We start from the raw sequence: 14,923 nt of genomic DNA, 5'->3' as shown, positions 1-14,923 counted from the left end.
CGGTTCATTCCTCTGATGGACGACCGTCATGCCCCCCAAGCAATCCAGCGCTGCCGTGGAAGCAAAGATCACCGATGCAACCGATGACTTTATCAAGGCGCGTCTGCCCGCCTGGTTGAAGCAGGCTTCACCCGAGCAGATCAACGCATTACGCGCGCGCATTGGCGCACATAAGCACACGCAAGAGCAGTTACATACGCTGGTGGCTGCAATCACCTCGCCGGATGCTTATGCCGTTAACCAGCTTGAGCCTTTTTTGCAGGGGCCTTTGGCACTCATTGACGATATTCGTGCGCTTTACTGGCGTGAGGTAAGGCGTTCATTCCGTGTCCCTGTGGGCGGGCTGCTGCCTGAGGACTCGATCCGCTTTATTCATCAACCGGCGTTGCAGCGACTGATGCAGAACTTCGAGTCAGATGCGAGCTTCTACCTCGGCTCAGGCCTGGCCACGTCTGATATAGATCCCGACCCGGTTACCAGTCAGGCTGATCTGGTCAGTGCAGAAACCGACGCTATCAGCCTGTTCTGTCGTGAGGAAGACATAGGGCAGAGTTATCAGTCGCACCTTGATCAGGCCTTTGATGCCAAGGCACTGACCACCTTGACGCTGGACAAGCGCAGCGGGCTGGCACTGGCGGCAGAAATTGCTTCGATGAAGGGTGAGATTACCGCGGCCGAACTGGAGATGTTACGCCGCTTGGTGGCTGACACCGCGCAACTTCACACGCCGGGCTCCGGCTGGCAGGTGTTGCAGTTCCGGCTGCTCGACTGCGCCATTGATGGCGCATTGGCAGTTGAGCAGCAAGATGCCGATGGCCAGGTGCTTCGCGTGGTGCTGTACCTGCCCGCAGCGCCCGAGCGGGAGCTCTACGGGTTCGAGTCCTGGCAGTCGTTGAACGATACCCTGGCTACGCAGTTGCGCTGCGCACAGGATGAGCAGTACCTGCGGCGCCGGGTCAACCTTGGGCAGTTACCGGCAATGCTCAATACCTTGCGTAAGCGTCTCGCAGATCCCGTACCAGACCTGCAAGTGGCTGGGCAGGCCCCTGTTGGTGATATCTTCGCAAGCCTGGCAACTCAGCAGGTTCAGCGCATCAAGGACGATGCCCGCAAACTGCTGGTGCCGACTGATGATGCCGATCACGCAGCCTCGGAAAAGCGCCTGGAAGCGATGCAGAACGCGGGGCTGGTGATGCTCAATGTGGCCGGTTTTTTCGTCCCGGTGCTGGGCACGCTGTTACTGGCTCAGACGGTCGTGCAATTGACCTCGGAAACCTACGAAGGGGTGCGCGACTGGTCACGTGGCCGTCAGCATGAGGCGCTGGAACATTTACTAGGTGTGGCTGAAACCCTGGCAGTTGGGGCTGCGGTCGCTGGCGGTGCCCATGTCATTGCCAAAGGTTTTGCGCGCAGCGCTTTTGTTGAGGGGCTGGTACCGGTCAGCAACGCTGCCGATGCGCCACGGTTGTGGTCTGAAGACCTGCAACCCTACATCGCAAGCGGCGTACCCGAGTTGGCCCAGGTGCAGAGCAATGGTTTGCACAGTGATGGTCAACGCTACTGGTGGCGGCACGAAAGCAATTATTACCAGGTTCGCCAGCGTCAGGGTCGTTGGCAGTTGCAGCATCCTCAGCGGGAGGACGCCTACGGCCCTTGGTTGCAGTCCAATGGCGAGCGTAGTTGGCGCCTGGATTTTGAACGACCACTGGAGTGGCAAGGCAGTGCACGGCTGTTGCGTCGGCTGTGGCCTGACGCGGCGAGTCTCGATGCGCAGCGTATTGAGCAGGTTCTGCAGGTTGCAGGTGTCGATGAAGATGAACTGCGCGGTCTGTTGGTCGAGAATCGAGCGCTGCCGGTGAGCCTGCGTGACACCTTGGAGCGCTTCAGTGTCGATGCTCGGGTCGATGCTTTTTTCGCCGATCTTGAAAAGCAACCGACACAGCAAGCCGAGAAGGCGTTCTACAACTGGTGCCTGGCGCAGATTGATCCCGCAGGGCTGAGCGATGCCGAGCAGCGCGCTGAAGTTGTGGCAAAGGCCGGACAGTTGCGCTCGGGGCTGTTTGAGCATTTCGCCCGGCAATATGTGCCCGCAGAGGATGGCCTGGCGGTGATTCAGCGGGATTTTCCCGGGTTGCCCGATGCTTACGCGTCGTACTTGCTCAGGCAAGCGGGTGATGCGCAGCGGCTGCGCATCACCGAAAGCCGGAAAATTCCCCTGGCACTGGCGGAGCAGGCGCGTTCGCTGCTGCGCCATGCCCGGCTGACCCGGATGCGTGAAGGGTTGTTTCTAGGTCAAAGCTATCAGCCCGACACGGTGGATCTGGTGTTCAACCTGCTTCGTAAACACGCCAGTTGGCCGAGCACTGTCAACCTTGAGCTGCGCGAAGGCTCTAAATATGGCCGCCGCCTTGCGGTGCTTGATCCGCAGAACCGCAACCCTTGGGTGATGGTGTGGCGCGATGGGCGTTTTGAGCTGAGCGACGAACAGGGGGGCGCTTTGGATGTTGAGGTCGATGATCCGGCCGGTCTGCCTGAGGTGCTGCTTGCGGTCTTGCCGCAAGCCGATCGGACGCGTCTGGGCTGGGATACCAACAGTGCCGCCAACCAGGTACGGCAAGATCTGCAGCGCTGGATGCCTACGCAACCTAAAGCGTTGGAGCGTATGCTGGGATGGCCGCAGATCAAGCCTTGGTTCAACCCTGGACAACGCCTGGCAGATGGCCGGGTGGGGTATTTGCTCAGTGGTCGCGGGGAGGGGCGCAGTCAAGCAGAAGCCACACTGCGTGCGCGTATTCGGGCCCTGTATCTCGGCTTCACTGATCAACAGGTGGAAGATTTTCTGAACCTGTTGCTGCAAGCGCCAGGCTCAGCCTTTGACAATTTGCTGGACCAGGAGCAGGAGTTCCAGTTACTGGATGCGGCCCTGGTGACCTGGGAAGCTGAGGTTGGGCAAGCTTCCGGGCCTGCTACGCGTCGCTCGGTTGCCGACGAACTGCGTCGTTGCTGGCGCTTGCAGGGTGATCGGTCCATCGACCGCCATGGCAATCCGCATGGTATGCGCCTGTCCCTGATCGGTAGCGCGATTCAGACGTTACCGGAGATTCCTGCACGGGTCGAATTTGCTCATGTCACGGAATTGACGCTGGTGAACCTGCAGTTGCGCCTGTTGCCTGCTGGATTTCTGCGCTGTTTTAGGGGGGTTAACCGGCTGAATTTGAGTGGCAACCGCCTCACCACTGTACCGGCAAGCCTTGTCCGGCTTACAGAGCTGAGGGTGCTGCAGTTGAACAACAATATGATCCAGATGACCCAGCTTGGCGCAGGCATATTGGGTAGCCTGCAGCAGTTGCAGAGTTTGATGTTATGCCATAACCCGCTTGGGGCAGTCAGTTTGGAGCTGCGCAATCTGTCGCACCTAAGCGAGTTGTACCTGCGTAACTGTGCGTTGCAGACAGTCCCGTCGGGGTTGATCCGATGCTCGTTTCTTGAGTATGCCGACCTGCGTAACAACCGCATCAGCACTATTCCGGAAATGATCCTGCAGGCGCCTCGCTCGTTCCGACGAACGCTTGCGATGCAGGGCAATGCCCTGAGCCCTGCGGTTCAACAACGCCTGGCTGCGCCCGACTCTGTTCCTGCACAGGCCGAAGAGGAGGGTGAACAGGCTTCTCGGCAGCTGTGGACGCAGCTCGCAGATGCAGAGGTACAACAACAGCACCTCACGCTATGGGACAGTCTGCGGGCCGAACCGGGCAGTGATGACTTCTTTCAACTGATCAGTGAACTCTCCGGGACCAGTGACTTTCGCCGGGCCCGGGAAGATCTTGAACGCCGGGTCTGGGAAATGTTCGAAGCGGCGCAGCGCAGCACTGAACTACGTCAGGAACTGTTCAGCCTGGCCGGCAATCCGCGTACCTGTGTCGACAGTGTTGCGTCGTGTTTCAGTGCCCTGGAGGTTCGGGTGTTTGTTGCACGTGCCTTGCAAAACACTACGCTCGGCAGCGCTCAGGCTGCTCGGCTTGACCTGGCAAGGCGCTTGTTCCGCCTGGATCAGGTCGAGCGGATTGCCCGTGCAGATATCGCCGCGCGAATTGCAGCAGGGCGCGGTGTCGATGAAATCGAAGTGAGCCTGGCCTATCGCAGCGGCCTTGCGCGTCAGCTTGGTTTGCCGGGCCAGCCCAGCACCATGCAGTTTGAGGAGATTGCCAGAGTCAGCGAAACGCAGCTTGCCGACGCCGCTGCGGCTGTCCGTGAAGCTGAAGGCAGCGCTGCGCTGGCGCAATTTATCAGTGAGCGGGATTTTTGGCTGGAACACTTGCGTCGTGAGTATGCCGAGCGATTCACTACGGTCGAGCAACCGTTCTGGACGCGGCTCGATGCGTTGAGCGATCAGGAAGACCTGAGCGAAGGTGCCTACCTGCAGCAGGCCAATCAACTGGCCAGCGAGCGCGAGCAGGCAATCAAGGCCTTGGCCCTGAAGCTCACCCAGGAAGCACTGGCTGCTGACCTGGCGGGTGAAGGAGGTCGTTGAAGCCCACCCAGGGCCAGGCCAAACCAGTCATCCAGTTTGACAGCTTTGGCCATTGTCCCGGGGGCCATCCAGCGCGACTATCGTCAGATTCATGGTGCTACTCCAACAATAACAACCAGGAGTCTGACGATGCGTGATTACGCTGTAGCCGCGAGCGGCTTTGACTATCTTCAGGTGGCTGAGGCAGCCCTGCACGGCAGCCTCGATGGGCTCAATGCCTGTGTCGAATGCTGTGATCGCCATGTTGGCAGCGGCAAGATTGCGCTGAACTGGGAAGGCCGCGACGGTCAGAGTGCCCAGTACAGCTTCGAGCAGTTGCAACAGCAGGCTGCACGTTTCGCCAATGTCCTGCGCGCTCAGGGAGTAGGGCCAGGCGATCGGGTTGCCGGTTTGCTGCCACGCATTCCTGAACTGCTGGTTACCGTATTGGCCACCTGGCGCCTGGGCGCTGTCTATCAGCCACTGTTCACTGCGTTCGGGCCTAAAGCGGTCGAACATCGCGTGCATCAGTCCGGTGCGCGCGTGGTCATCACTGATCGCGGCAATCGCGGCAAGCTCGATGATGTGGAGGGGTGCCCGTCGATCATTTGTATCGACGCTGCAAGCGGCTCCAGCGACCTGGACTTCCATCAAGCCGTGGCGGCTGCCAGCGACCTGTGCGAGCCGGTGCTGCTCAACGGCGATGCGCCGTTTCTGATGATGTTCACCTCCGGCACCACCGGGCCGGCCAAGCCGTTGCTGGTGCCGCTGCGCGCCATCGTCGCCTTTCAGGGCTACATGCGCGACGCCATCGACCTGCGTGATGAAGACAATTTCTGGAACCTGGCCGATCCGGGCTGGGCCTATGGTTTGTATTACGCCGTGACCGGCCCGTTGGCGCTCGGCCATTCCACCACCTTCTTCGATGGTCCGTTCAGCGTCGAGAGCACCTGCCGGGTGATCGACAAGTACGCCATCAGCAACCTGGCAGGCTCACCGACGGCTTATCGGCTGTTGATTGCCGCCGGTGATGCATTCTCAGCCCCGATCAAGGGCCGTTTGCGGGTGGTCAGCAGCGCCGGTGAGCCGCTCAACCCGGAAGTGATCCGCTGGTTCGGCCAGGAACTGGGCGTGACCATCCATGACCATTACGGCCAGACCGAACTGGGCATGGTGTTGTGCAACCACCACGGTTTACAGCACCCGGTGCACCTGGGGGCGGCTGGTTATGCCATCCCCGGCCACCGCATTGTCGTACTCGATGACCAGCACCAGGAGTTGCCTGCCGGCCAGCCGGGCATTCTCGCTGTTGACCGCGAGCAGTCACCGCTGTGCTGGTTCGGTGGTTATCACGGTGTGCCTACCAAATCGATCGTCGGCAAGTACTACCTCAGTGGTGACACCGTTGAGCTCAACGCCGATGGCAGCATCAGCTTCGTTGGCCGCAGCGATGATGTGATCACCACCTCCGGTTACCGGGTCGGGCCGTTTGATGTCGAGAGTGCACTGATTGAGCACCCTGCAGTGATCGAGGCGGCGGTGGTGGGCAAACCAGATCCGGAGCGCACCGAACTGATCAAGGCGTTCGTGGTGCTGGCCAGCGGTCAACAACCCGGCGAGGAACTGGCTGAAGCCCTGAAACAGCACGTGCGCCAGCGCCTGTATGCCCACGCTTATCCACGGGAAATCGAATTCGTCAGCGAGCTGCCCAAGACCCCGAGCGGCAAGCTGCAGCGCTTCATCCTGCGTAACCAGGAAATTGCCAAACAACACGCTGCGCTGGCCCAGACCGCCAGCGCTTGAGGACACAGCATCATGCAGATCGCCAATAAAAACTTCATTGTCAGCGGTGCGGCCTCGGGCCTTGGCGCCGCTACCGCCGAAATGCTCATCGCCGCCGGTGCACAGGTCATGCTGGTCGACCTCAACGCCGAAGCGGTGCAGGCCAAAGCCCAGGCACTGGGCAGCAAGGCGCACTTTGCCGTGGCCGACATCAGCCAGGAAGCCGCTGCCAAGGCCGCGGTTGATGCGGCTGTCGCGGCGTTCGGCAGCCTGCACGGGCTGATCAACTGCGCCGGTGTGGTGGGCGCGGAAAAGGTGCTGGGCAAGAACGGCCCGCACGGCCTGGACAGCTTCAGCCGGGTGATCAATATCAACCTGGTCGGCAGTTTCAACCTGCTACGCCTGGCCGCTGCGGTGATGGCCGAAGGTCAAGCCAGTGAGGATGGTGAGCGTGGGGTGATCATCAACACCGCGTCGATTGCTGCCTATGACGGCCAGATTGGCCAGGCGGCGTATGCCGCTTCCAAGGGCGCCATCGCCAGCCTGACCTTGCCGGCAGCACGTGAACTGGCGCGTTTCGGCATCCGCGTGATGACCATCGCCCCAGGCATTTTCGAAACACCGATGATGGCCGGCATGACCCAGGAAGTACGTGACTCGCTGGCCGCCGGGGTGCCGTTCCCGCCACGCCTGGGGCGCCCGCAAGAGTACGCGGCGCTGGCCCGGCACATCATCGAAAACAGCATGCTCAATGGCGAGGTGATCCGTCTCGACGGTGCCTTGCGCATGGCCGCCAAGTAATTGCAGGAGTAGTAGACATGACCCTCGCCAATGACCCGATTGTAATCGTCAGCGCTGTGCGCACCCCCATGGGTGGCCTGCAAGGTGACCTGAAAAGCCTCACCGCACCGCAGCTGGGCGCCGTTGCTATTCGCGCTGCTGTAGAGCGTGCCGGCGTTGCTGCCGACAGCGTCGAGCAAGTGCTGTTTGGTTGCGTGTTGCCTGCCGGCCTTGGCCAGGCGCCCGCGCGTCAGGCTGCCCTGGGCGCCGGGCTGAATAAATCCACCACCTGCACCACCCTGAACAAAATGTGTGGTTCGGGCATGCAGGCCGCGATCATGGCCCATGACCTGCTGCTGGCCGGTACCGCCGATGTGGTCGTGGCCGGTGGTATGGAAAGCATGTCCAACGCGCCGTACCTGCTGGACAAGGCGCGCAGCGGTTATCGCATGGGGCATGGCAAAATTATTGACCACATGTTCTTCGATGGCCTTGAAGACGCCTACGACAAAGGGCGCCTGATGGGCACCTTCGCCGAGGACTGCGCAGCGGCCAACGCCTTTACCCGCCAGCAACAAGACGACTTTGCCATCGCCTCGCTGACCCGCGCACAACAGGCCATCAAAGACGGCAGCTTTGCCAGTGAAATCGTTCCGGTAGAAGTGACCGAAGGCAAGACTCAACGCCTGATCAGCGACGATGAGCAGCCACCGAAAGCCCGCCTGGACAAGATCCCGCAACTCAAGCCAGCATTTCGTGACGGCGGTACGGTGACTGCAGCGAACTCCAGTTCGATTTCCGATGGTGCGGCGGCGCTGGTGTTGATGCGCCGTTCACAGGCAGAAAAACAGGGACTCAAGCCGCTGGCGGTGATTCATGGCCATGCCGCCTTTGCCGATACGCCAGCGTTGTTCCCAACCGCACCGATTGGCGCGATCGACAAGCTGATCAAGCGCACCGGCTGGAACCTGGCCGACGTCGATCTGTTCGAAATCAACGAAGCCTTTGCCGTGGTGACCCTGGCGGCCATGAAGCACCTGGACCTGCCCCACGACAAGGTCAACATCCACGGTGGCGCCTGCGCCCTGGGGCATCCGATCGGCGCATCGGGCGCGCGTATTCTGGTGACCCTGCTGGCGGCCTTGCGCCAGAAAGGCCTGCGTCGCGGTGTGGCGGCCATCTGCATTGGTGGCGGTGAAGCGACCGCGATGGCCGTCGAGTGTCTGTACTGAGGTGCACCATGCTAGTCAATGAAGAACAACAGCAGATCAGCGACGCGGTCCGTCAATTCGCTCAAGAGCGTCTGCGCCCGTTTGCCGAGCAATGGGACCGAGAGCATCGCTTTCCCAAAGAAGCGATTGAAGAAATGGCTGAACTGGGCCTGTTCGGCATGCTGGTGCCAGAGCAGTGGGGCGGCAGCGATACCGGCTATGTAGCCTATGCCATGGCCCTGGAAGAAATCGCTGCGGGCGATGGCGCCTGCTCAACCATCATGAGCGTGCACAACTCGGTAGGCTGTGTACCGATCCTCAAGTTCGGTAACGAGCAGCAGAAGCAACAGTTCCTCACGCCATTGGCCAGCGGTGCGATGCTGGGCGCGTTCGCCCTGACCGAGCCGCAAGCGGGCTCTGATGCCAGCAGCCTGAAAACCCGGGCGCGCCGCGACGGTGATCATTACGTTCTTAACGGCTGCAAGCAGTTCATTACCTCCGGGCAGAATGCCGGGGTGGTGATTGTGTTCGCGGTAACCGACCCTGACGCCGGCAAGCGCGGTATCAGCGCCTTTATCGTGCCCACCGATTCACCGGGTTACCAGGTTGCCAGGGTTGAAGACAAGCTCGGTCAGCATGCTTCCGATACCTGTCAGATCGTTTTCGACAACGTGCGTGTGCCGGTGGCCAACCGTCTGGGTGAGGAGGGTGAAGGCTATAAAATTGCCCTGGCTAACCTCGAGGGCGGGCGTATCGGCATTGCCTCGCAATCGGTAGGTATGGCTCGTGCCGCCTTTGAAGTGGCGCGCGATTATGCCCGCGAGCGTGAAAGTTTCGGCAAAGCGCTGATCGAGCACCAGGCCGTGGCCTTTCGCCTGGCCGATATGGCCACCCGCATTGCCGTGGCCCGGCAGATGGTGCTGCATGCCGCAGCGCTGCGTGATGCCGGGCGTCCGGCCTTGGTCGAAGCGTCGATGGCCAAGCTGTTTGCCTCGGAAATGGCCGAAAAGGTCTGCTCGGATGCCTTGCAGACCTTGGGCGGTTATGGCTATCTGAGTGACTTTCCGCTGGAGCGGATTTACCGCGATGTGCGGGTCTGCCAGATTTACGAAGGTACCAGCGATATTCAGCGCATGGTTATTGCGCGCAATCTTTGACGGGAGCAGCTTGCATGTCATTTGAAACCATTTTGTTGGAGATCCACGGCAAGGTCGGTCTGATCACCCTTAACCGACCGCAAGCGCTGAACGCGCTGAATGCGCAGATCGTCGGTGAGATCAATCAGGCGCTGGATCAGCTTGAGGCCAACCCGGCGATCGGTTGCGTGGTGCTCACCGGCTCTGCCAAAGCCTTCGCTGCCGGTGCCGACATCAAGGAAATGGCCGACCTGCGTTACCCGCAGATCTACGTTGATGACCTGTTCAGCGATGCTGACCGTATCGCCAACCGGCGTAAGCCAATCATTGCTGCGGTCTCGGGCTTTGCCCTGGGCGGTGGCTGTGAGCTGGCGATGATGTGCGACTTCATTCTGGCCGCCGACAATGCCAAGTTCGGCCAGCCGGAAATCAACCTCGGCGTGCTGCCGGGCATGGGCGGAACTCAGCGTCTGACCCGCGCCGTCGGCAAGGCCAAGGCCATGGAGCTGTGCTTGAGCGGTCGCCTGATGGGCGCCGAAGAAGCCGAGCGTGCAGGCCTGGTGGCCCGCGTGGTGCCTCAGGAGCAATTGCTTGAAGAGGCCCTGAAGGTGGCGGCAAGCATCGCCAGCAAGTCGATTCCGGTGAGCATGATGGTCAAGGAAAGCGTCAATCGCGCTTTCGAAGTCACCCTCAGCGAGGGTGTGCGTTTCGAGCGTCGGGTCTTCCACGCTGCCTTCGCCACCGAAGATCAGAAGGAAGGTATGGCGGCGTTTGTCGCCAAGCGCGAAGCGCAGTTCAAGGATCGCTGATCCTCGGACTATCTTGCGCTTGAACGACGGGCCGCATAGCGGCCCGTTTGCTTGTGCTACAGGTTGAAAAAGTACTGCTTCGCCGCGCCCGTACTGATGGGGCTGCGATGCACTTCAACGGTTTTTCCGGTGGCGGCGTCAACCTGCACCTGACCACGCAGGTAACGCTGACTGGCGCTCTTCAGGTGTCCGGCAACGAAAGCGGTTTTGGCGGCGTCACGGGTTCGGTAATGAAAGTGGGCATACCACAGCGGCTGGCCGTTGTGGCGGATCTCGTACTCGTCAAAGTAGTCGTCCTGCCGCCCCTTCACTTTGGGCAGCAGCTTACGTGCACCACTGGCCTGAATGCTGACCTGGTTGTGTTGCAACAAGTACTCCAGTTCTCCCATCCTCGGTGCTTGCCTCAGGGCCGCGTTGATCCGCAATGTACGGGCCTGTTCGGTCAGTACGTGAGTCTGTGTGTCCAGCCTGTCGATCGTCTGCTGCGCCGAATCATCCACGGGCTTGCCGATAGCGGTGTCTTCGCTCAGGCGCTGGCGCAGGGCGTCGCGTTGGGCGGCAATGCGCTGCTGCTGATGCTCGAGCATGTCTTCGATATCGGCAGGTATGTAGTCCCACGCAGCGCGTGATTCCAGAAACCTCAGGTCGCGGTTGGCATTGTGGATGAGTTCTTCACTTGTTCTCAGCAGTCGCGCCCAGCTTTGCTGGCTGGCAGCGGGCGCGGCGGGGGAAGGGGCATCAGAGACCTTCTCCCATCCGCTTTGCCCCTGGCGGTAGGTGGCGAGGCGGTTTGTATCGTTGGCGTCGTAAATGTCGACAAGGCTGTCGTCGCCCTCGCGCGGTGTGCCAAGCAGCAGCCCTTGATCGCGTGTTTCGATCAAGCCTGGGGTTTTCTGTTGCAGCTGTTCGACGGTGGCGGTGGGGAGGTAGTCAGTCACCGCCGCTTCCACGTTTTGAGTGGCGAAGGCCAGGTCTTTGCGCAGCGCCAGAATGATTTTCTGTTGTTTGTTTTCCGTCAGCTCATACGCCAGGTTATCCAGGCGGCGGATGGCACCTTTAAGGATCGCGGCCATGTCACGGAGCAGTTGAGCCTTCAGCTCTTCACCGACGTCTTCCAGCGCGTACAGGCGCAGACGTTGGGATTTGAACAGATTCAAGTTGTTCCAGAAACGATCGAGCAGCACGGCAATGCGTGGCTCGTGCTCGGGGTTGAGGAGCAACTTCTGGTAGTTAACCTCAAGGCGCAGGGTATGGGCGTAGAAGATGCTCCTGTCCGGGTTTTCCATGAGCAGCTGTTCCGCGCTCAGGTTCATCTCGCGAATCTCAGGCTTGTAGTTGCTGTCCAGTTGACGCAATTGCTCACGGGTCGGCGGAAGCTGTTCACTGCTGAGCACAATGTCATCCAGTTGCGGCGTCATGTCATCGAGAATCTGCAACGCTGCACGCCAATTGACCTCAAGACCAGCGCCTTCCCCAACAGCCGGTGCTTCTGATGCTGCCTCAGCCTTGATCTGACTCATGTACACATCGAATTTTTGCTTGTGCAAATTCAATATGCTGACGAGCGCTTTTTGCTTGGTCCATTGGATAGCAAACCTCTGAAAGAGGCCAAGCGACAAAGCGGATTTGTAATTCACCAACGGTGCAACAGCATTTTTTGCCTTGAGCGTGCTCAGGTATTCAGTCCAGTAGGTATCCAGTGTGCGTAACTTGTCGGCAGTACTGTTGAGGATGGTAAGTTCCTGGAACTTATCGACCACCTGAGCAAGCTTGTTGAGCTCCTTCTGACGCTGCGACACGTGGGCGGTGATCGCCTCGAATGCCGAGCGCAATTCTTCTACCTGTCTTTCGTTTTCGGCTTTGCGCTGCGCGATTCGACTGTTGCGCGGCATGCCGCCACGCAGGCGCAAGCCAAGGTCGAGTTGCCAGCGTCCTTGCTGATCTCTACGCAACCATGGACCCGTTGTTTGTACAGTGGCAGGGCTGACAATACGCGGCTGATCGCTGTGCGGGTCGAGCTCAACCCGATAGATCGTACCCTGCAGATTCACCCACAACTGGTCGTTGTACGGGTACAGACCACGCTTGGCGCCGCTGATGATCGGCATGCCCAGTTCGCTGATCGAGTGTGTGGCCTGTAGCGGCTCAAGTGCCTGGCGTTGTACTGCGCTCAACTGCTGGGCGGGTTGTGACCAGCTGTAGTCCAGGGCAGCGGTTTGTGCTGGGTTTATCTCAAGTGCTTCGGCGCTGGCCGGATTGGTTGGCTCAAGGGGCTGAGCCCCCAATTTGAGCGGTCGTTGCGTGTGACTGAGCACCAGCAGGGCGACGCTCGATAGCAGATTGGCTAGAGTGACACGCCGATGCGCTGGGTCGCGCTTGTTGGCGGCGTCGACGTACTGGATCAAGGCCATTTCCATCTGTACCAACCAGGTTGCACGCGCCAGCGTGGCGCCAGCCAGCGGTAGCAGCGTGTTGAACAACAGCCAGCCCAATTGCTCCCAACGCGCCCAGCGGGTCTCGCGAGTACTGTGGGCGTTTTCCTCAAAGCGCGTGATGGCTTCTTCGACGCAAGCTGGATAGATCGCAGCAGCCAGGTCGGTGAGCGGTGCTTGTCTCGACAGTTGAGGCGGGGCAGGCGTGTGGGTCGGTACGGTGAAGTCGTCTTCGACCGAAAACGGTAAGTGCGGCTCGTGGAAGCCGCCGTGGGCATAGATGCGTCGGGCGGTCGCTGGCAAGCGCTGCAGCAGGTCGTCCTGCAACTGACCGGCAGTGCTGATAGCAGTGAACAGTGCCCGGCGATCGGCGAATTCAAGCAGTGGTTCTACAGCCATCGGACGGTACAGGACACAGGTGCCTTCGCTGGCCTCGATCAGCCAGGTGTTTTGAGCCTGGTCGGGGGTGGCGCCAGGCTCACTGATGAACCCGAGAGAGCGCATTACCCAAGTGCTCTGCGCGTTGCTGGAAACGTGCTGGAACACCTGGCAGATACCGTCAACCGCAGTGATGCTCAGATGCCCGCCATTGAGGTGGCGTTCCATGGCCAGGGCGGGTAGCTGTGTGGCGAGCTGGTCGGCAAGCAGGCGCTGGCGCCGCTGACGTTGCGGTTCGTCTGCCAGCAGTGTGCTGCGCAGCATCTGTGGGTAGCGGGTAGCGATATCCAGTTCGCTGATCAGCGTACGCAGATAATCTTCGGTAAACCAGCTGGGTAAGGGGCTGCCAGAGTGTGTCTTGAGTTCGACTTGCCCGGGTTTGAGCAGCCCCAGGTTGGCAATCGCCAATTGCGCCAGAGAGAAGTGCACCGTTTTGATGAGCCCATCAGTGATCAGGCTGTCCTGGCCGGGGATTGCCGCCGCCTCGACCTGATGATTGATCACGTCGACGTCCCAAGGCTCGAGTTCGTTGTCGGGGTGGTCGGCGCTCAGCTGTTGCGTCAGTTTCTTGTAGGCAAAGTGTTCGGCATCATCAACATCATCGAGCCAGAACGTGCCGTTGGCATGCGCGTAACCCTTGGCCACGGCGCTTAGCATCGAACTGAAACGGATCAGTGTCGGGTTGTCGGCATTGCGCAGCCAGTCAGGTAGCTTGCCCATCAGTTGTTGACGGTAGGCCGGTTCGCTGCCATTGCAAATGTCGAGCATTGAAGTCAGGCGATCGATATCAATGCTCAGTTGCGCGGCATCGTACTGCGAGCGACAGTTGCCAGCCAGCGTATTGATGACGCGCAATTGTTGGTCGATCAGGGCGCGGGCCTGTTGTTCAAACATATGCACGGGCGCAGGTTCCAGGTAAACCTGCGGGGTATGCTCAGGTTGCTGTGGCCAACGCTGGGCAAGATTTTCCAACACCGCTTGGCGTGAGGCAAAGGCAACCAACTGGCCGGTCAGGGTGTAGAGCAACACTGAGGCGTGTTGGTTGGCAGGGTGCTTAGGCTCGATCAACAAGGCGCCAGCCAGGTCGGCGTCAAGCTGCCCGCGCGTACTCAGGTCAAGCGTTAGCAACGAGACGTTCGGGTGCTCACTGTCTGCGTGGCGATCGTGGGCATCGCTGGCACTGTGCAGTTTGACCAGACCTGCCATGTGCGTGGTGTCCGGCGTTAGTGCCCGCGTCTTCACGCTCGCCTCGACGATAGCGTGGTATTGATCGGCCAGGTACTGGGTGTACCACTGCCAGGGTGTCTGCTCTGAGTCGTCGGCAGTGTTCCAGTAATCGATCAGTGCCTGTTGAAAGATATCCAGTATCAGCGGGCCGCAGTCGTTGATCAGCAGTTCGACACTGTGCAAGTCAATTTCAAGCCCCCATTGGCTATCAGGATCGCTAGTAATGATGTCCTGGTAGGCATCGAGGTTGAGTGTCTGGCGGCGGCAGTAGCGCTCCAGCAGTACGTGCTGCAACGGGCGAATGAAACGCTGTTGCGGCGTTGTGGTTTTACTGGAGAGGAACAACGTCAGGGGGGCATGGGCGCTTATGTTGCGAGACTGCCACTGCTCGCTCAGGACTTGGCCCGCGACGGTAAAAAGCGTTGGGCGCTCACTGAAGGTGCGCGTCAATCGGCAGTCAAAGAGGCCGACTTGCAGCGAATTTGCTTCAAGATTTTTCATGGTTGCTACCGTGCTCAATGCAAAGAGAACGGCTATCAAGCCGCCCGGGCACAGCCTGCGTGCGGTAGTTATTTAGCACCCGGCCAATTGTCCGGTA

General features: G+C 60.0%; 7 protein-coding genes. 6 read left to right on the top strand and 1 reads right to left on the bottom strand.

The features are described 5' to 3' along the window. Positions 1-28: 28 nt before the first annotated feature. From ACP6KB_RS18475 to ACP6KB_RS18450, 6 genes are all read left to right on the top strand, one after another. The gene (locus ACP6KB_RS18475; RefSeq protein WP_442108775.1) at positions 29-4,531 is read left to right on the top strand and encodes an NEL-type E3 ubiquitin ligase domain-containing protein; all 4,503 of its coding nucleotides are present in this window, start codon (positions 29-31) and stop codon (positions 4,529-4,531) included. A gap of 129 nt (positions 4,532-4,660) precedes the next feature. Next, complete coding sequence (locus ACP6KB_RS18470) at positions 4,661-6,313, top strand: AMP-binding protein (protein WP_442108774.1); 1,653 nt, start codon at positions 4,661-4,663, stop codon at positions 6,311-6,313. Positions 6,314-6,325: 12 nt separating this feature from the next. Further along, positions 6,326-7,093 (top strand): SDR family NAD(P)-dependent oxidoreductase, encoded by a 768-nt coding sequence (locus tag ACP6KB_RS18465; RefSeq protein ID WP_442108773.1) that lies wholly within the window; start codon positions 6,326-6,328, stop codon positions 7,091-7,093. Between the two features lie 17 nt (positions 7,094-7,110). Beyond that, entirely contained in the window at positions 7,111-8,304 is a 1,194-nt protein-coding gene (locus tag ACP6KB_RS18460) for an acetyl-CoA C-acyltransferase (protein WP_442108772.1), read from the top strand. An 8-nt stretch (positions 8,305-8,312) separates the two neighbouring features. After that, positions 8,313-9,440, top strand: a complete 1,128-nt coding sequence (locus ACP6KB_RS18455) for an acyl-CoA dehydrogenase (RefSeq protein ID WP_442108771.1) — start codon at positions 8,313-8,315, stop codon at positions 9,438-9,440. A 14-nt stretch (positions 9,441-9,454) separates the two neighbouring features. Beyond that, positions 9,455-10,228, top strand: a complete 774-nt coding sequence (locus tag ACP6KB_RS18450) for an enoyl-CoA hydratase (protein ID WP_442108770.1) — start codon at positions 9,455-9,457, stop codon at positions 10,226-10,228. Positions 10,229-10,284: 56 nt separating this feature from the next. Here ACP6KB_RS18450 and ACP6KB_RS18445 read toward each other — a convergent pair whose 3' ends face one another. Beyond that, complete coding sequence (locus ACP6KB_RS18445) at positions 10,285-14,826, bottom strand: hypothetical protein (RefSeq protein ID WP_442108769.1); 4,542 nt, start codon at positions 14,824-14,826, stop codon at positions 10,285-10,287. Positions 14,827-14,923: the final 97 nt, after the last annotated feature.

The sequence above is a fragment of the Pseudomonas sp. NUPR-001 genome, assembly GCF_052147955.1.
Lineage (GTDB): Bacteria > Pseudomonadota > Gammaproteobacteria > Pseudomonadales > Pseudomonadaceae > Aquipseudomonas.
The sequence above is the reverse complement of the archived record's forward strand: the minus strand, read 5'-3'. Positions and strand labels throughout refer to the sequence as shown.